Below are 18,081 nucleotides of genomic sequence, written 5' to 3' on the forward strand. Positions count from 1 at the left end.
TCGCCTCAGGGAGCGGTGGTCCCCTCACGGTTGTAGTCGTCTGCGAGGCGGACCACATCGTCGAGGTGTGGAGTGGAGACCTCGATGAGGTCGACCGGCCCCGATTCGGGAGCTTCGAAGCGGTGGACCTGCCTCGGGGGGATATCGGCGGATTCCCCCTCGCGTAGTTGCACGACCCGAGCGTCGTCACCCTCGCCGAGGTTGAGGAGAAGCGTGCCGGACACAACCAGGATCGATTCCTCCTTGGTCTCGTGGAATTGGAGACTGAGCCGCTTCCCTGCATCGATGTGGATGATCTTGCCTGCGTAGTGGTCGGTCAGGGTCCAGAGGAGCTCATGGCCCCACGGCTTGTCCGTGCGTGGATGCATAGGCCGAGCCTACCCGGCCGGGTCGCAACACCGCCGCCCGTGTCCAAGGGGTCGGGAACGAGACTCGCTGCCACTACCGTATCGGATCATCGACCACATGGGGCGCAGCATGGATTTCGACATCGCGAACATCGATCTTGCCGATCGGGGTGATCTTCGAATCGAATGGGCTGCTCGCCGCATGCCGGTGCTTGCGGCCATCAGGGACCGGTTCGAACGCGACCAACCGCTCGCCGGCTACCGGATCGGCGCGTGCATGCATGTCACGACCGAAACCGCAAACCTGCTTCATACCCTGGTTGCGGGGGGCGCCGAGGTGGCGCTGTGTGCATCGAATCCCCTCTCGACCCAGGACGATGTCGCCGCTGCACTTGTCCGAAGCGGCATCGCCACCTTTGCCGTGCGCGGCGAGACCGCCGACGACTTCTATCGCCACATCAACGCAGTGCTCGACACGAATCCGCACCTCGTGTTCGACGATGGCGCCGACATGACAACGGTCCTTCACAAGGAGCGCGCCGACCAGCAGGTGCTTGGCGGCATGGAGGAGACGACCACGGGCGTCATCCGGCTCAGGGCGATGGCCGAAGACGGTGTGCTGCGATACCCGGTTGTTGCCGTCAACGATTCCGAGACGAAGCACCTGTTCGACAACCGGCACGGCACCGGCCAGTCCTCGCTCGATGGCGTCCTTCGCGCATCCAACATCCTTTTCGCCGGGCGGCGGGTGGTGGTTGCCGGCTACGGGGATTGTGGCTGGGGCATCGCGACGAGGGCGAAGGGTCTTGGTGCCGATGTGATCGTGACGGAGGTGAATCCCGTTCGTGCGGTTGCTGCTGCGATGGAAGGGCATCGCGTGATGTCAGGCACCAAGGCGGCGGCCGTCGGCGATGTGTTCATCACCGCGACGGGCAACATCCATGTGTTTGGTGCCGGGCACTTCGCGTTGATGCGCGACGGGGCGATTCTCGCCAACGCAGGGCATTTCGATGTGGAGCTCGACCTCGTTGCGCTCGACGAGATGGCCGTATCTCGGCGGGTGGTCCGCGACAACCTCGAGGAGTTCATGATGCCGGACGGCCGTCGGATCCTGGTCGTGGCGGAGGGGCGGCTGGTGAATCTCGGCGCCGCTGAAGGACATCCGGCCGATGTGATGGACATGTCGTTCGCGGATCAGGCGCTTGCTGCCGAGTGGCTCATCGAGTCCGGGTCGGAGCTGGGCCCCGGTGTACACCGCCTACCCGAGGAACTCGACCGGGAGGTTGCCCGGCTCAAGCTGCTCGCACTCGGTGGCTCCCTCGAGGAGCTCACCCCCGAGCAGGCGAGCTATCTCGAGTCATGGCAACACGGAACCTGATACCACGGCGTTGTGTCACATCCTCGAGATACCGTCTGAGAGGTGTTCTGTCTCGCGTGTTCGATGGTTGGCTGGCCACTGTGTGACGAGTGTGGTCGAACGCTGATCCGTGCGCCGGTTCGCACGGTCGGCTCGGAGTGTTCCGACGGCTCGGTGCGGGTCGAGGTCATCCCTGTGTACCGGCATTCGGGCGCCGCGGTACGCCTCGTTCACCAACTCAAGTACCGAGGTTCGGTCGGAGCGGGCCGGTTGCTCGCGCGATCCATGATCGAGCAGTTGCCTCCTGCCACCGGCGCGCTGGTTCCAATTCCGCGTGTGTTCGCGCGGCGCGTCGTTACCGGCATCGATCAAACTGCAATGCTTGCGTCGCTCATCGCCGAGCACTCCGGCATTCCCGTCGTGTCGGATCTGCGCGCCGGGGTGTGGTCGCCCCGTTCGGCGGGCCGCGACCGTCGTCGGCGAACTCCGGGACGCTTTCGGTGGACGGGGCGCGAACTCTCGAGCCCGCTGCTCGTGGACGATGTGTGCACGACCGGAACGACGCTGGTCGCCGCCGCCGTGGCAATGGGGCTTCAGCGAGCCGTGGGGCTCGTGGCGACCTCGGCAATCCCTCGATTGGCATCAGGAACCGAACCCGTCTTCGGTTGACCTTGACTGGAGCCTTCGGGCCGGATTACTTGTCCTTCGGCTTCTTGACCTTCACCTTGGTCTTGAGGTCACCCTTTTTGGTCACCCAACCATCGATCAGGATTTGCTCACCGGTCTCTTCATCGGTGAACTCGAGCTTGATCTTGTTGTCCTTCTCGCTCACGGTCTCCATGTCCCATCCGGCATGATCCGCTTTGACGAGGGTGACCTTGTCATCCACGAAGCCGAAGGTGACGAGAACCTTGCCCTTGACCCCGTCGGTCACCGTCGGATAGTCGGGGACAGTGGTCGTCGTGGTCGTCGTCGGAGGAATCGTCGTCGTGGTCGTCGTGGTGCCGAGGCCGCCGCCGCCTGTTCCGCCTCCGCCGCCACCGGCGGTGGTCGTGGTGGTCGATGTCGGAGCGATCGTCGTGGTCGGTGCGCCTTCACCGGTCGTGGTCGGTGTCGAGCCAGATCCACCGCCCTGGGATGAGTATGACGCTGCCACGGTCTCGAAGTTGTCAGTTGCGGCGTTGCCAACGGCGCTGACCGACACGGATGCGACCATGGCGATGAGTCCAGCCATCAGAGCGTATTCGACGATGCCCGCCCCGCGTTCATCGCGGATCGCCGTGCGCGCGACTCGGGTGATGTGTCGTGGTTTCATACAGCAGATGTCGGCAAGTTCGATGCACCGGCTCGATAGGGCGATCGCCCTATTGCGCGGACTAGTCAGTCGGTGCACAAGCCCATGATCATTGAGGTTATGGTGAGTTGAGGCGGTGCGCTGGGCCGTCACCAAATCGCCGATCGACCCGGGGACTCACCCTTGCCGGTACAATGAATCCGAGGATCGACGATCTCACCCGTGGAGGTGAAGTGACGGACCGACCCGAGATGGTCAATGACCATCGTTGTGGTGCGTCGCCGGTCGTTCGATCCACGATCCCCAACCCATGGAGGGAGTGCAGGTGACCGTTCGCGTCCACGGCAGGAACATGCAGGTTTCCGAAGAGATCCGATCGGTCGCAGAGGACCGTGTCAAACATGCTGGCCGCATCTTCGACGACGGCGGCTATGTCGATGTCGAGTTCACCGAGAAGCAGAACCCACGCCAGGCAAACGGGCGATACAAGGTTGAGATCACCTCGACAGCCGCGGGCAACATTGTGCGCATCGAAGCCGAAGCCGCCGAGGAACGAGCCGCGCTCGACCTGGCAACGGATCGTTTCGAGCGTCAGCTTCGCCGCCTCAAGGAGCGATTGATCCAGCGCAACCGCACGAGGAACAAAGATCTCAACCATGTCGAGGGGCCGTCCGATGTAGATCAGGACCGTGATCCCCAGATCGTCAGGACGAAGAGTTTCGAGATGAAGCCGATGACGCCAGTGGAAGCAACTCTGCAGATGGAGATGCTCGGGCATGACTTCTTCTTCTTTCTGAACGGTGATTCCGGGAAACACTCGGTGGTGTACCACCGGCGCGACGGTCATGTAGGACTCATCGAACCGGAGTGAGCCGGAGCCGCAATGAAGAGACTGCTCGTCGTCGACGATGTTCCACTGTTCCGCGCGGGGCTGACTTCAGCGCTTCGTGGTGCCGGATACGATGTCGTCGGGGAGGCCGCTGACGGCGAGTCGGCGGTTGCGATCGCCGAGACGGAACAGCCCGACATCGTTCTCCTCGATGTCCTGATGCCGGGTATTTCCGGTATCGATGCGATCGACAAGATCCACGCCGTTGCGCCCGAGGCGGCACTCGTCGTGCTCACCGGATCCGAATCCGACGAGGATCTGATCACCGCGATCAAGCTCGGTGCGCGGGGGTACATCGTCAAGAACATGCCGTTCGAACAGCTCATTGTGTCGATCGACAGCGTGGCCGCGGGTGGCGCGGCCCTGTCGCCGGTGATGGCAGGGAAGCTGTTCGACATCACGAGGCAGCTCGTCCTGCACCAAGACCTCGTCGGTGCAAGGAAGCCGACGCTCACGGCTCGTGAGATCGAGGTGCTCGAGATGGTGGCCGATGGCAAGACGAGTCGCCAGATCGGGGACTTGCTGTTCATCTCCGAGAACACGGTCAAGAACCACATCCGCAACATCCTCGACAAGCTCGGTCTCCATTCGCGCAACGAAGCGGTCCTGTACGCGGTTCGGGAGAACCTGATCGAGCTGTAGCGGCACCGAACGCCCGGTATCGGGGGGATGCAGCGGGGTTCAACCAAAGGGCTCGGACCCGTACACTTGTCAACGATGTCCGTATTCAGCAAGGTCCTGCGTGTCGGCGAAGGGAAACGCCTCAGGGAACTCGAACGGCTCGCCGCGCGCATCAACGAGCTCGAACCGGAGATCGAGGTCCTCTCAGACGACGAGCTTCGTGCACGAACGACCCGGTTCAGGGAGCGTCTCGGAAGCGGCGAGACCCTCGAAGACATCGAAGCAGAGGCGTACGCGACCGTTCGGGAGGCCGCAAAGCGGGTCCTCGGACAACGCCATTACGATGTCCAGCTCATCGGTGCCGGAACCCTCCACCGGGGCATGATCGCCGAACAGAAGACCGGCGAGGGCAAGACCCTCGTGTCGACCATGCCGAGCTACCTCAACGCACTTGCGGGCCGAGGAGTCCATGTCGTGACCGTCAACGACTACCTCGCGAGCCGTGACGCCGCGTGGATGGGGAAGATCCATCGGTTTCTCGGACTCGAGGTCGGCCTGATCCAGGCATGGATGACACCGGAGGAGCGGCGCCCCGCGTACGCAGCAGACATCACCTACGGCACCAACAACGAGTTCGGTTTCGACTACCTGCGCGACAACATGACCATGAATCCCGAGCACATGGTCCAGCGCGGACATGCCTACGCCATCGTCGACGAGGTCGATTCGATCCTCATCGACGAGGCGCGGACGCCGCTCATCATCTCGGGCCGTGTCGGTGAGACCGGCAAGTGGTACCAAGAGTTCGCCCGGATCGCGGCAAGGCTCCGTGTGGATGAGCACTACGAGGTCGACGAGAAGAAGCGGCAGGTCGTCACCACGGAAGAGGGGGTGACACGGGTCGAACAGATGCTCAAGATCGACAACCTCTACGACCACGCGAATGTCGACTTCATCCATCATCTCGATGTCGCGCTCAAGGCCAAGACCCTGTATCAGCGGGATGTGGACTACCTGATCCGGGGTGGTCAGGTCATGATCGTTGACGAATTCACCGGACGCGTGCTCGAAGGTCGACGCTATTCGGAAGGTCTGCACCAGGCGATCGAGGCGAAGGAATCGGTTCCGATCAAGGAGGAGAACCAGACGCTCGCCACGATCACACTCCAGAACTACTTCCGGATGTACGACAAGCTTGCTGGCATGACCGGTACGGCGGTCACGGAGGAGAGCGAATTCGTCGAGATCTACGGGCTTGAAGTGGTCGTGATCCCGACGAATCGACCGATTGCGCGCGTTGACCACTCGGATCTCGTCTACATCGACGAGGAGCACAAGTACAAGGCCGTTGCGGCCGACATCATCGAACGACATGAACACGGCCAGCCGGTGCTCGTCGGGACGGTTTCCATCGAGAAGTCAGAGCGCCTTGCCGCCGCGCTGAAGCGCCACGGCGTTCCGTTCGAGGTGCTCAATGCCAAACAGCACGAACGAGAGGCGCACATCATCGCCCAGGCCGGGATGCCGGGAGCGGTCACGGTCGCGACGAACATGGCAGGTCGTGGTGTCGACATCGCCCTCGGTGGCAACCCCGAGGAGCTCGCGAAGGCGTCGCTGCGCAAACAGGGGATCGAGGAAACCGATCCGAGTTACCCGGATCGGCTCGAGACCGAGACCCGCGAGTTTGCGGTCCAGACGGAGACCGACCGGGAGAGGGTGCTCGATGCCGGCGGGCTGTATGTGCTGGGCACGGAGCGTCACGAGTCGCGGCGCATCGACAACCAGCTGCGTGGACGATCCGGGCGCCAGGGGGATCCGGGTGAGAGCCGCTTCTACCTCTCACTCCAGGACGACCTCATGCGAAGGTTCGCGAACGAGCGTGTCGCCTCGATCATGTCACGGCTCAAGATCCCCCCCGATGTCCCGATCGAGGCCAAGATCGTGTCCAAGTCGATCGAGCGAGCGCAGTCACAGGTCGAGAGCCAGAACTTCGAGATTCGGAAGAATGTCCTCAAGTACGACGAGGTCATGAATACCCAGCGCGAGATCGTCTATCGGTGGCGGAACCGCATTCTCCACGGCCAGGACACCGACGAGCTTCTTGCGGGCTGGCGCGACGAAGTCATCGAGAACGCGGTGCTTGAGGTCACCGGTGGCGTCGACGCGTTCGATTGGGATTGGGAAGAGCTCGTGACACGGATCGGGGCGATCTACGACACCGGCCTGTCACGGTCATCGTTCGATCGGCCCGAGGATCTCCATCCGGAGGAACTCGTCGACCGCTTCATCGATGACGCCGCGGAAGCCTACGCCACTCGTGAGAAGGCATTCGGTTCCGACATCATGCGGCAACTGGAGCGGTCCGTCGTCCTTGCCGTCATCGACAACAAGTGGCGTGAACACCTCGCCGAGATGGACTACCTCCGGTCAGGGATCGGCCTGCGTGCCATGGGACAGCGCGACCCACTCGTGGAGTACCAGCGAGAGGGATTCGGCTACTTCGAGGAGCTGGTCGCATCAACCAAGGCGGACTCGATCCGCTACATGTTCCATGTCGAGGTCGCCGGATCGACCCCGAGACCCTCGGCGAGCGCCGTGGTCACCTCGTCGGCGAAATCCGACGGCACCACCCGAAGACAGGTGCAGCGAAGCGGCGACAAGATCGGACGGAACGATCCGTGCCCATGCGGGTCGGGAAACAAGTACAAGCGCTGCCACGGGGCACCGGGTGCCCAACCGCTTCCCGAATCCGCCTAGAGTCGCGCCGAGCAATCGGAGGACCGCATCGGAACCCGGCAGCGCATCAGGTCGGTCGCGAACGGAGTGACGCTCGCGGCGGCGGTTCGGCGTTCCGTCCAATGGGCGAACCCCGTCACCGGTTCACCCGCGGCGTCGATCGAGACGGTCGCGTTCCTCGAGTCGTTCGGCCCGTCGTTGATGCCTCACACCTCGACGCAGCAGGGTGTGGTTGCAGGGCTGTCGGTGCTCGCGGCCCGTGGCACGATGGCGGTGGTCGTGACCCTCACTTCAGCCATCGTGAACGAGGACGATCCGCTCACGCACCAACTCGGGATGCGTGGGCTCCTCGGTCTCGTTGGCGGGTCCTTCGCTGGCCTCCCTGTTCGGGAAGGCGAATCCCTCAAGAGGGCCGGTGCCCGGACGGCGGGCCGCCTGCTTCGAACCGGTGCGATGGGCGGGGCGCTCTATGACATCGGACGGTGGGTTCAGCGGCGGTATCCGGCCGCGACGGTGACCCGCCCGTTGCTTGTGTCTGCCGCGGCAACAACCGGTGTGCTCGTCTGGGCGAAGAATCGGCTCGACGAACGCGAACGCGACATCGAACGCTGGCCGATTCCCCAAGCGAATGAGTTCCTTCCCGGGGTGGCAGTTGGGTACGCGGTGACCGGGATCGGAACCCTTGGAGCAAAGGGATTCCTGTGGTCACGGGCAGGATGGATGTCGTTTATGGGTGACTCGTTCCTGCGGCGCCGTCTCGCCGGGGTTGCCAACGCAGCGATGTGGGCTGCGGGCCTTGCCTTTCTCTACAACTCGGGAGTCGGCTACATCGGGCGAGCCAATGAGAAGATCGAACCCGGCTACGCCCAGATCCCCCCATCGCCGTTCGTGTCCGGCAGCAGCGCAAGCCTCTCCCCGTTCATCGACCTCGGCCAGCAGGGCCGCCGGTTCGTCACCGATGTCCTCACGCCCGACTTCATCAACGCGACGATGGGCGAGACCGGTGCGATCCATCCGATCCGGGTGTTCATCGGATACAACTCCGAGCCGCTGTACCCGACCGGTCGGGCGGAGATGGCCCTTGACGAGATGGAACGCGCAGGGGCGTTCGAACGCGAGTACCTCTTGCTCGTGTCACCGACCGGTACGGGTTGGGTCGACCAAACGATGATCGAGTCGGCGGAGCTGTTCACCCGCGGGGACATCGCATCGGTGTGCATCCAGTATGGGAAGTTCCCGTCGTTCCTTTCGGTGCAGAAGGTCGCGCTCGGCAGGTCCCAGTTCAGGCTGCTGTTGTGGGGCGTCAAGCAACGACTCGAGGGGATCCCCGAGCGTGATCGACCCAAGGTTCTCGTCTTCGGCGAGAGCCTCGGCGCGTGGACTTCCAGCGATGTGGTCATGTTCAATGGCATCGACGGCTTCGACCACTACGGCATCGACAAGGCGCTGTGGGTAGGGCTCCCCTGGCTCGCGAAGTGGTCAAGAAGCGGTATGACCCGCGGTGCGAGCGACCTTGTTCCCGTCGGCACCGTCGGAGTATTCGACCACCCGGACGAATACGAGGCGATCGGCGCCGAGGCACGCAAGGCACTGCGGGCCGTTGTGCTGTCTCATGACAACGACCCCATCGCCGTGATGGGTCCGGATCTCGCCATCCAGGAGCCCGAATGGCTCCGAGGCGAACGGGGGAGAGGCGTACCTCCCTCAATGCGGTGGTCCCCGATCGTGACCTTCATCTCGGTCCTGCTCGATGCGGCGAATGCCATGGTCACGGTGCCGGGACACTTCGGGTCGTTCGGCCACGACTACCGGGCAGACATGGCACGGTTCGTTCTCGGGGGACTCGACCTCCCGCACGCGACCGAGTCGCAGGTCGTACGGGTGGAATCGGCGTTGGTCGCCCTCGAGATGGAGCGGTCCGAGCGCATCAACGCGGAGAGCATCGATGCCGCACCACCGCCACCGTCACAGATCTCCCACGGAAACCGTGTGATCAGCGGTGTCCCCCTTCGGGGCAAGCGCGCCCCTCGGTCCGGGGTGATTCGCGACCTGCTGAAGCGAACGGGCGTCCCTGTGGGAGATGTGCAGTAAGGAGATGCACCGGAGGGTGATGGACGGGAGCGCTTCCCGTTTTTCGATCCTCCGCTCCCTACTCTGATCGACATGGAACCCGTCGAGCTTCGCGCAATCGTCGCTGATCTCTCGGAGCGCCTTGCCGATGCTCGATCGTTTCTCGATGTCGACGGCAAGGAAGCCGAGTTGGGCGAGTTGCGTCGGCTGGCGTCGGCACCGGACCTGTGGAACGACAAGGACCGAGCCCGCGAGGTGACCCGAAAGCTCGCACGATTCGAACGAATCATCGGCCATGTCACCGATCTGGATCGCTCGGTCGAAGATCTCAGCGTCCTCCTCGAACTCGCAGTCGACGAGGAGGACGCCGGAGCTCTCGCTGAGGTCGAACAGGAACTCGACGGCCTCGGCAAGGAGGTCGCGACCCTTGAGCGTGAATCGCTGTTCTTTGGCGAGTACGACGATCGTCCCGCCATCGTGTCGATCTCCGCCGGTGCCGGTGGCGTCGATGCCCAGGACTGGGCCGACATGCTCGTTCGGATGTATCACCGGTACCTCGAACGATCGTCGTTCAGCTTCGTGGTCGATGAATACCAGGAAGGGGAGGAGGCAGGGATCAAGTCGGTCACCCTCACGATCACCGGCGACAACGCATATGGCACCTTCGAATCCGAACGAGGGACGCACCGGCTCGTGCGGATCAGCCCGTTCGACTCCCAGGCACGGCGCCACACGGCGTTCGCCGGTGTCGATGTGATCCCGGAAGTCGAAGTCGAGGACCTCGAAATCGATCCGGAGGATCTCCGTATCGACACCTACCGGGCTTCTGGCGCTGGTGGCCAGCATGTCAACAAGACGGATTCGGCGGTTCGGATCACCCATCTTCCAACGGGTGTGGTGGTGTCGTGCCAGGCCGAACGGTCCCAGATGCAGAACAAGGCGAGAGCGATGCAGCTTCTCGCTGCGAGGCTTGCGGAGCGGGCGCGTGAGGAGCAAGCCGAGACAGTCGCTTCGATCCGCGGGGAGCAGCACGAAGCGGGATGGGGGAGACAGATCCGCTCCTATGTGCTCCAGCCCTACCAGATGGTGAAGGACCTCAGAACGAACTTCGAAGTGGGCGATGTCCAAGGGGTGCTCGACGGTGACATCGATGGACTGATCGATTCCTATCTCCAATGGCGTCGGGCCGAACAGTACGAGGCGTAGGAAGCGCCAGCACGGCTGGCGCTTCAGTTCACTTCACAGTTCACAGTTGACTGTTCACTGTTGACGGTTCACTGTCGACTGTTGTCTGTTGTCTGTTGTCTGTTGTCTGTTGTCTGTTGACTGTTGATGCAATACCTCGCGTTGTTGGGATGCACCGCTACCCTCGCCGGTGGCTGCGGAATGGGCCACACGCGTACAGCCATCCCCGAGTTTCTTCATGATCAAACTTGACAATGTCACCAAGGTGTACCCCGGCGGCACCGTCGCGGTCAAAGACGCTTCATTCGAGGTGCTCAAGGGCGAGTTCGTCTTTCTCGTCGGAGCGTCCGGATCCGGGAAGTCCACCCTGATTCGACTGATCATGCGAGAGGAACGCCCGACCAACGGCGACCTCTGGGTCGCGGGAAAGCACGCGTCCGACCTTCCGAATTGGAAGGTGCCCCACCTGCGTCGCTCGATCGGAACGGTCTTTCAGGACTTCAAGCTCCTCCGGAACAAGACGGTGTACGAGAATGTGGCGTTCGCGATGGAGGTCACCGGCAAGCATCGTTCGGTGATCCGCAACCAGGTCCCCCAGGTACTCAAGTTGGTCGGCCTCTCGTCGAAGACGGATCGCCTACCCCGACAGCTCTCCGGCGGTGAGCAGCAGCGAGTCGCCATCGCTCGCGCGTTCGTCAACCGGCCACTGATTCTGCTCGCCGACGAGCCGACAGGGAACCTCGACCCCGCAACATCTGTTGGCATCATGCGGATCCTTGATCGCATCAACCGAACCGGCACGACGGTCGTGATGGCGACGCACGACCACGCCATCGTCGATGCGATGCGCCGGCGTGTGATCGAGATCGATCGGGGAAGGATCAGCAGAGACGAGTCACGAGGCATCTACGAGACCGCCGTCCAGTCGACGGTGCCGATGACCACGGAAGTCGAGGCCGAGATACCTGTCGATATGTCTGGGCCCGTCGATGAGGATCCGGTTGTCTTCACGATGGACGACGAGATGCCGCTCGGTGGGCCCGCCGACGATGGGCTTCCCGAGGGGGAGATCGTTGCCGCCGTGGAACCCGACTCCGCCGAAAGCGTCTCCGACGACGATGCGAGGGACTCTGCGTGACCCGGATCGGCTACATGTTCAAGGAGGCGATCTCCAACCTCGGGCGGAACGCGCTCGTGGTCCTCGGCGCCGTCCTTGCCGTTTTCATCTCGCTGACGCTGACCTTCGGGACCCTTGTCTTTGGCGAGGTCGTCCGCGTCAACACCCTGCGTTGGGCTGAGGATGTCCGCGTCATCGCGTTTCTCCAAGACGACATGACCGCCCAGGACACGGCCGCCCTGCAAGCCGAGGTGGCCACATGGCCACAGGTTGCCGATGTGTTCTATGTGTCGAAAGCCGACGCCTTCGACGAAGCACAGATCCTGTTCGCGAACAACGAAGCGATGTTGTCCGTCCTCGAGCAGAATCCGGATCTCCTCCCGGCATCGCTTCGGGTGCAGCCGACCGATCCCGACGACTACGACATCCTCGTCACCCGCCTTGGATCGACGCCGGGAGTCGACAAGGTCCAGAGCGCCGATGCTGCCATCGACGCGATGATCGCCCTGCGAGATGGACTCCAGCTGATGTTCTGGATTCTCGCTGTTGCGCTCGGAGCTGCCGCGGTGGCGTTGATTGCGAACACAATCCATATGGCGATCTACGCGCGGCGCGACGAGATCGAGATCATGCAGCTCGTCGGCGCGAGCAACTGGTTCGTCCGAACCCCATTCCTCATCGAGGGAGCGCTCGAAGGGTTCTTCGGTGGGGCGCTGGCGGTTGCTTTCGTCGTCACCGCACAACAGTTGGCGGTTGACCGTCTCCAGGATCTGCCCGATTGGATCAATCTGGCGATCGACAACGACTTCCTCCTCAAGCAGGGTGTGCTGGTCCTGCTGTTTGGTGTAGCTGCCGGCCTCGTCGGCAGCTCCTTGAGCCTTGCAGTCCACCGCACCCTGCGTTCATGATTCGCCGCGCCCTTCTCGTCACCGTTGCTGTTTCCCTCCTGATCGGTGCTGCGCCTGCCACCGCAGGTGATCTCGACGATGATCTCGCAGCGGTGCGGGCACGAATCACATCGTTGCGTTCGCAGCTGTCGGATCAACAGGGGGTTCGGACGCCGATCGTTGAAGAGGTCCTCGCGGCCCAGACGCTTGTCGATTCCGCAGCAGCAGATCTGGCCACTGCAACAACCGCGTACAACGACGCCGTCACCGCGGAGGCGGCAGCACGCACGCGGCTGGATGTCGTTCGCGAGGAGCTTGCGGTGCGGTTTGCGCACCTCGCCGCGCTGCGATCCGATGTCGACGCGGCGCGGACGGAGGCCAAGGCGTGGGCTCGCGAGGCGTACACAAGGGGTGGCATGGCCGAACCTGCCATCGCCTTTTCGGTGCCTGCGCTCGCCGACATCGCGGTCGGGGTCGCCTATCTCGATGTTCTGACCGGTGTCTCGTCCGATGCCGCCGATCGATTCCAGCTTCTCGTCGACGCCGAGGCGATCGAGGAGGCCAAGGTCAAGGCCGTCGAGGCCGAACTCGAGCACCAGATCGCGGCCCTGGAACTGTCCCAGTCCGACCTCGCGACGGCGATCTCTGCCCTTGATGCCCATCGAGCCACCCTTCAGACGGCTGCCGACGCGCAGCAGGCGCGTCTCGATGAGATCGACGCAAGGATTGACGAGTTCGAATCGGAGATCTCGGCGCTCGCCCGTGAGGAGTCCTCCATCAAGGCCGCGATCTACGCGGCGTCACATCCGACGCCGAGTTCGTCTGGGGCTCTCATCCGGCCGGTGCCGGGCGCCATCTCCTCGGGGTTCGGCAAGAGGGTGCATCCCATCACCGGAGGCATCAAGATGCACAACGGTGTCGATATGAACGCCCACCACGGCGATCCCATCCGCGCAGCGGGGGATGGTGTGGTGATCCTGTCGGGCGTCAAGGGCGGCTACGGCAACACGGTGATGATCGACCACGGGGGTGGGATGGTGACGCTCTACGCGCATCAGTCCAAGCTTGGTGTGTCGGTCGGCCAGCATGTCTCACAGGGGCAGGTGATCGGGTGGGTGGGCTCGACCGGTCAATCGACCGGTCCCCATCTGCACTTCGAGGTCCGGATCAACGGAACACCCAGAAACCCGGTCAACTACTGGTGAGCAGATAGCAGATATCAGATATCAGATATCAGATATCAGACATGAGATACCAGACATCAGATATCAGACATCTGGCATCTGAGATCTGAGATCTGGCATCTGGCATCTGGCATCTGGCATCTGGCATCTGGCATCTGGCATCTGGCTTCTGGCTTCTGGCTTCTGGCTTCTGGCATCTGGCATCTGGGATCTGAGATCTGAGATCTGGCTTCTGGCATCTGACATCTGGCTTCTGGCATCTGGCATCTGACATCTGGCACTAGCCTCCGGGTGATGGGTGGGCGCAAGGTCGTTGCAACGAATCGTCAGGCGCGGTTCAACTACGAGATTCTCGATACCTTCGAGGCCGGTATGGTCTTGAGGGGCTCGGAGGTCAAGTCGCTGCGTGCTGGCCAGGCCCAGTTGAAGGACTCCTACGCCGACATCCGCGACGGCGAGGTGTGGCTCGTCGGAGCGCACATCTCTCCGTACAAGTTCGCGGACAACGGAGGACATGACCCGGAACGCCAACGCAAGTTGCTCTTGCACCGCCGCGAGATCGATCGCCTCTTCGGCCGCATCCGCGAGGAGGGACTGACCTTGGTTCCGACCCAGATCTACTTTGCTGAAGGTCGAGCCAAGGTTGAGCTCGCGCTCGGCAAGGGGAAGCGGCGCCATGACAAGCGCAGAACGATCGTCGAGCGACAACAACAACGGGAGATGGACCGCGCTCGGAGCCACCGACGATAGACGCCGCAAGCAGCGCGCTATGCGCCGATGTTCTCGACCTGCTCGAAGAGTTCCTCGATATGATCGGTTTGGAGCAGCCCTGGGGCACGGAGGAGGACCTCGCCGCTGCCGCTGGTCACGACCCAGAACGGGAAGGCGGAGACCCCCATCTTGGCCGCCATTCGATTCGATGCATCGACCACGATCGGAAACGGGAAGTCACCGTTGTCGAGATACGCGTCAAGCGGATTCCCACGGGATGGATCGATGCTCGTCGTCACGGTCACGAGTTCGGTCTCGTACCGTTCTGACGCTTCCGGGTACCAGTCCGAGAGCAGCGGGATCTCCTGTTGGCAGTACGGGCACCAATGCGCCCAGACCATCCAGACGCGCCGTGTTCCGTCGGCCGGATCGATCGAAACCGGTTGATCCGTGTAGGCGTCGGTGCCTTCGATTGTGCCCATCGTCATGCCGAGGGCTTGATCCGGCGCGTCGCGTTCGAAGCGGGGGAGGTATCCGGCCGGCACGGACGCTGCTGGTGGTTCGATGGTGCTTGCCCCACCGGCCTCGGCTTGCGGGGCGAGGACGAGCGCTTGCACGCTTGTGCCGAGATCGGCGATGTCCTTCGCAAGTCCATTGATCTCGTCGCCGATCGACTCGACCTGTCCGGCCAAGGTCTCGTTGAGTGATTCGATTCCTGCTCGGTTCTCGTTGAGGGCGTTGAGCGTGAGGATCTGTGCGGTGATGAGTCCCGCGACGACGAGCGCGGCGACCGCGATGACTCCGATCATCCACCTGGGGAGTGTGCTCGAACCCGTGTCTCGTACCGAGGCGGCGGCGATGTCTCTTGCAACCGTCCCTTCCTGGGAGTCAGGGTCGTGCTTGGCTGTGCCGTCGGACGCGTCGGGTTCGCTCGGAGTCTCGTGCATCGCTCAAGGATATCGGCGCCTCGGGTGACAGTTCCGGGATCGAGAACCGTGGAGGCAGGCGTCGGGAAGGGGTATCCTCCGGAATGTGGATGTGCACCAACACATCTCCCGATTCGGGGGTGACATGGTTTCGACCGTGAGCGTTGATGCGTCGGAAGCGAGCCGAGGTTGCCGGAGTCCTCGTAAAAGAGCCGGTATCAACATAAGTGCAGACAACGAAAGTTACGCACTGGCAGCGTAGATAAACGCTCCTGTCCGACCGGAGGGCTCCCACCTCGCCGGGCCCGGGCATTGCAATGTGGGATGCCCCCACCGGGGTTCCGTGACCGGTGGGGAAAGACGATTGCGGATAGGGCATGGGGTTGCTTGCCGGCAGGGTCCCCGTGGTCCGAACGCTCGCTGCTGGCTGCGCTCGGAGATGCCGACGCTGAAATCTTGCGGGACGGGGGTTCGATTCCCCCCACCTCCACCCACCAAGAGAGCCATCCGGCCCTCTTGCGCGTACGCGTGTACGCGCGTGCAACATCAGGGGGTGAGTCCCCGAAGGAGTTCATCGACGATGGTGGTGCTCCAGTCGTCGGGGGCTGCATCGAGTCTCCCGGTCATCTTTCGGATGATGACCGGTCCGGTGAGCAGGTCGACGACGGTGTCGGTGTCGATATCGGTCCGAACCTCGCCGCGGGACCGAGCAGATTCGACGAGCTGACCGATCGCAGCCCGCCGGGGGCCCACCACGGTGCGGAAGTACAGCAACCCGATCTCGCTTCGCTTCGCCATCTCTGCGGCGAGCCACGGTAGGAGCTCTCCCGCCCTCGAATCGGACACCAATGACCGCAGCCCGTCGAGGGCACGGACGAGGTCGGCTCGCAGATTGCCGGTGGCCGCGACGGTCACCTGCGCCGCAATGGTGCCGATCGCGGCAACGATGATCTCATCCTTCGATGACCAGCGCCGGTAGATCGATGACTTGCTGACGCCGGCTCGGAGTGCGATCGACTCGATCGTGAGCGACGAAGGGCCTTCGTCTGCGAGCAGCGACATCGTGGCGTCGATGACCCGACGGTCCACCGACTCGTCGCGCGGTCTACCGGGTGGCGGCGTCGATGTCATGACGGATCGGTGCGAGGGGATGGGCCGTCGGCGGCAAGGTCGGCTGCTGCGGCACTGCCCTCGATGTTGCGCGGCCTCGCTGGAAGAAACAGGGCCGTCACGACCGCACCGAGAAAGGCGATACCCGCCGCAACCCACACCGACGCGGCCATGCCGTCGACAAAGGCCCTGCTGGCAGCGTCGATCAGCGGCTCGCCCGCAGGTCCCAGTTCGGCGGCCACGCGGAACGCGCCCCCGATCGAGTCCTGTGCGATCTGGTCAACCTCCGCCGGAAGCGCGCTGACCGCTGAACCCATCGCCGACGAGTACACCGACGCGAGAATGCTCCCGAGGATGGCCACGCCGAGGGCACCACCCACCATCCGGGTGGTGTCGTTCATCGCCGATCCGACGCCTGCTTTGGCGAGGGGGAGTGAGCCCATGATCGAGTCGGTCGCGGGTGCCATCGCCGTTCCCATCCCGATACCCAGGAGGGCGAGTGTGACGGCGACATGCGCGTAGCCCGAGTCGATGGTGGTGGTGGCCAACCACGCCATGGAACCGGCCACGACCGCGAGCCCGGAGGTGACGACGATCTTGGTGCCGATGCGTTCGACGATCCGTGCCGAGAGCGGGGCAGCGACGATCATCGTCGCGATCGGCATCACTCGGATGCCGGCCTCAAGAGGCGAGTAGCCGAGAACGAACTGGAGGTACTGCGTCAACAGGAAGATGGTGCCGAACATGGCGAAGAACACGAGGGTGATTGCCCCGCTTGCAGCACTGAATCGAGGGTTCTCGAAGAACTCGAGCCGAAGCATCGGATAGGTCGCTCGGTTCTCCCAATACAGGAAGCCGACGATGAAGACGGCCGATGTGAGGAATCCGGTGACGACGAGTGGGTCCGTCCAGCCGAGACTTGGTGCCTCGATGATCGCGTACACGAGGGTCCCGAGGCCCGCGATGGATAGAACGGCTCCGAGTGGATCGAGCGGTGTGGCATCGGGGTCCTTGGACTCGGGCACGAGGAAGGAGCCAAGCACGATCGCGACACCTGCCACGAACACATTGATCAGGAAGACCGATCCCCACCAGAACTGCTCGAGGAGCCAGCCACCGAGCGCAGGGCCGATGACGATCCCGAGCCCCGCAACGGCGGCCCATGCCGCGATGGCACGGCCTCGTTCCGTTCCCTTGAAGATGTTGGTGACGATCGACAGCGTCGATGGCATGATCAGGGCGCCGCCGACACCCATGACGGCGCGAGTCACGATCAACATGTCTGCGCTCGTGGAGAACGCCGCGAACAGCGACGCCGCACCGAAGATGATGAGGCCGGCGTTGAGGGCGAGCTTCCGCCCGAACCGGTCCCCGAGCGCCCCCATCGTGAGCAGGATGCCGGCGAACACCAGCACATATGAGTCGACCATCCACTGCAACTGACTCGCCGATGCGTCGAGCTCGTGCACGAGGGTGGGAAGGGCGACATTGAGAATGGTGTTGTCGAGTCCGATGATCAGGAGGCTCAGCGACAGCACGCCGAGCGTCAGCCACCGTCTGCGATGAATGGTTGTTTGGTCCATGGGGTTCCTCATCCAGTATTACGATACGGTACGGTTCCGTTTCGGAATAAACGGTACCACTGGA

15 protein-coding genes, 1 other RNA gene and 1 pseudogene are annotated in these 18,081 nt (G+C 63.1%); 12 read left to right on the forward strand and 5 right to left on the reverse strand.

The window, feature by feature from the left end; translation table 11 throughout:
- Positions 1–5: 5 nt before the first annotated feature.
- A complete protein-coding gene (locus tag R2823_10120; GenBank protein MEZ5176545.1) occupies positions 6–368 on the reverse strand; it encodes a cupin domain-containing protein in 363 nt (120 codons plus the stop codon).
- Between the two features lie 97 nt (positions 369–465).
- Here R2823_10120 and ahcY point away from each other — a divergent pair, with 97 nt between their 5' ends.
- The gene (gene ahcY, locus R2823_10125) at positions 466–1,725 is read left to right on the forward strand and encodes an adenosylhomocysteinase (protein ID MEZ5176546.1); all 1,260 of its coding nucleotides are present in this window, start codon (positions 466–468) and stop codon (positions 1,723–1,725) included.
- A gap of 42 nt (positions 1,726–1,767) precedes the next feature.
- Positions 1,768–2,373, forward strand: a complete 606-nt coding sequence (locus R2823_10130) for a hypothetical protein (GenBank protein ID MEZ5176547.1) — start codon at positions 1,768–1,770, stop codon at positions 2,371–2,373.
- A gap of 25 nt (positions 2,374–2,398) precedes the next feature.
- Here R2823_10130 and R2823_10135 read toward each other — a convergent pair whose 3' ends face one another.
- Complete coding sequence (locus R2823_10135; protein MEZ5176548.1) at positions 2,399–3,019, reverse strand: hypothetical protein; 621 nt, start codon at positions 3,017–3,019, stop codon at positions 2,399–2,401.
- Between the two features lie 304 nt (positions 3,020–3,323).
- On the opposite strand from R2823_10135, the gene raiA reads away from it, so the two are divergent.
- The 9 genes and pseudogenes from raiA (at position 3,324) to smpB (ending at position 14,437) form a co-directional block, all read left to right on the forward strand.
- Positions 3,324–3,869: a ribosome-associated translation inhibitor RaiA gene (gene raiA, locus R2823_10140; protein MEZ5176549.1), complete on the forward strand. Its 546-nt coding sequence runs from the start codon at positions 3,324–3,326 to the stop codon at positions 3,867–3,869.
- A 12-nt stretch (positions 3,870–3,881) separates the two neighbouring features.
- Positions 3,882–4,529, forward strand: a complete 648-nt coding sequence (locus tag R2823_10145) for a response regulator transcription factor (protein ID MEZ5176550.1) — start codon at positions 3,882–3,884, stop codon at positions 4,527–4,529.
- A 75-nt stretch (positions 4,530–4,604) separates the two neighbouring features.
- Positions 4,605–7,265, forward strand: a complete 2,661-nt coding sequence (secA, locus tag R2823_10150; GenBank protein MEZ5176551.1) for a preprotein translocase subunit SecA — start codon at positions 4,605–4,607, stop codon at positions 7,263–7,265.
- Positions 7,266–7,331: 66 nt separating this feature from the next.
- Complete coding sequence (locus tag R2823_10155) at positions 7,332–9,335, forward strand: alpha/beta-hydrolase family protein (protein ID MEZ5176552.1); 2,004 nt, start codon at positions 7,332–7,334, stop codon at positions 9,333–9,335.
- A 72-nt stretch (positions 9,336–9,407) separates the two neighbouring features.
- Positions 9,408–10,520, forward strand: a complete 1,113-nt coding sequence (gene prfB / locus R2823_10160; GenBank protein MEZ5176553.1) for a peptide chain release factor 2 — start codon at positions 9,408–9,410, stop codon at positions 10,518–10,520.
- Between the two features lie 217 nt (positions 10,521–10,737).
- Positions 10,738–11,409 (forward strand): annotated as a pseudogene (gene ftsE, locus R2823_10165) (cell division ATP-binding protein FtsE).
- 224 nt (positions 11,410–11,633) lie between these two features.
- On the forward strand, positions 11,634–12,524 hold the full coding sequence (locus R2823_10170; protein ID MEZ5176554.1) for a permease-like cell division protein FtsX: 891 nt from the start codon (positions 11,634–11,636) through the stop codon (positions 12,522–12,524).
- Positions 12,521–13,708: a peptidoglycan DD-metalloendopeptidase family protein gene (locus R2823_10175; protein MEZ5176555.1), complete on the forward strand. Its 1,188-nt coding sequence runs from the start codon at positions 12,521–12,523 to the stop codon at positions 13,706–13,708. Before R2823_10170 ends, R2823_10175 begins: the two co-directional genes overlap by 4 nt.
- 273 nt (positions 13,709–13,981) lie before the next feature.
- Positions 13,982–14,437 (forward strand): SsrA-binding protein SmpB, encoded by a 456-nt coding sequence (gene smpB, locus R2823_10180; protein ID MEZ5176556.1) that lies wholly within the window; start codon positions 13,982–13,984, stop codon positions 14,435–14,437.
- Between the two features lie 17 nt (positions 14,438–14,454).
- On the opposite strand, the gene R2823_10185 is transcribed toward smpB, so the two are convergent.
- Positions 14,455–15,345, reverse strand: coding sequence for a TlpA disulfide reductase family protein (locus tag R2823_10185; GenBank protein ID MEZ5176557.1), 891 nt, complete (start codon positions 15,343–15,345; stop codon positions 14,455–14,457).
- A gap of 115 nt (positions 15,346–15,460) precedes the next feature.
- Between R2823_10185 and ssrA the strand changes: the two genes are divergently transcribed.
- Positions 15,461–15,817: a transfer-messenger RNA gene (gene ssrA, locus R2823_10190) on the forward strand.
- Positions 15,818–15,870: 53 nt separating this feature from the next.
- On the opposite strand, the gene R2823_10195 is transcribed toward ssrA, so the two are convergent.
- Positions 15,871–16,455, reverse strand: coding sequence for a TetR/AcrR family transcriptional regulator (locus R2823_10195; GenBank protein MEZ5176558.1), 585 nt, complete (start codon positions 16,453–16,455; stop codon positions 15,871–15,873).
- Positions 16,452–18,017, reverse strand: coding sequence for an MFS transporter (locus R2823_10200; protein MEZ5176559.1), 1,566 nt, complete (start codon positions 18,015–18,017; stop codon positions 16,452–16,454). Before R2823_10200 ends, R2823_10195 begins: the two co-directional genes overlap by 4 nt.
- Between the last annotated feature and the right edge of the window lie 64 nt (positions 18,018–18,081).

The organism is Acidimicrobiia bacterium (assembly GCA_041393965.1).
Taxonomy (GTDB): Bacteria; Actinomycetota; Acidimicrobiia; order Spongiisociales; family UBA5794; genus UBA5794.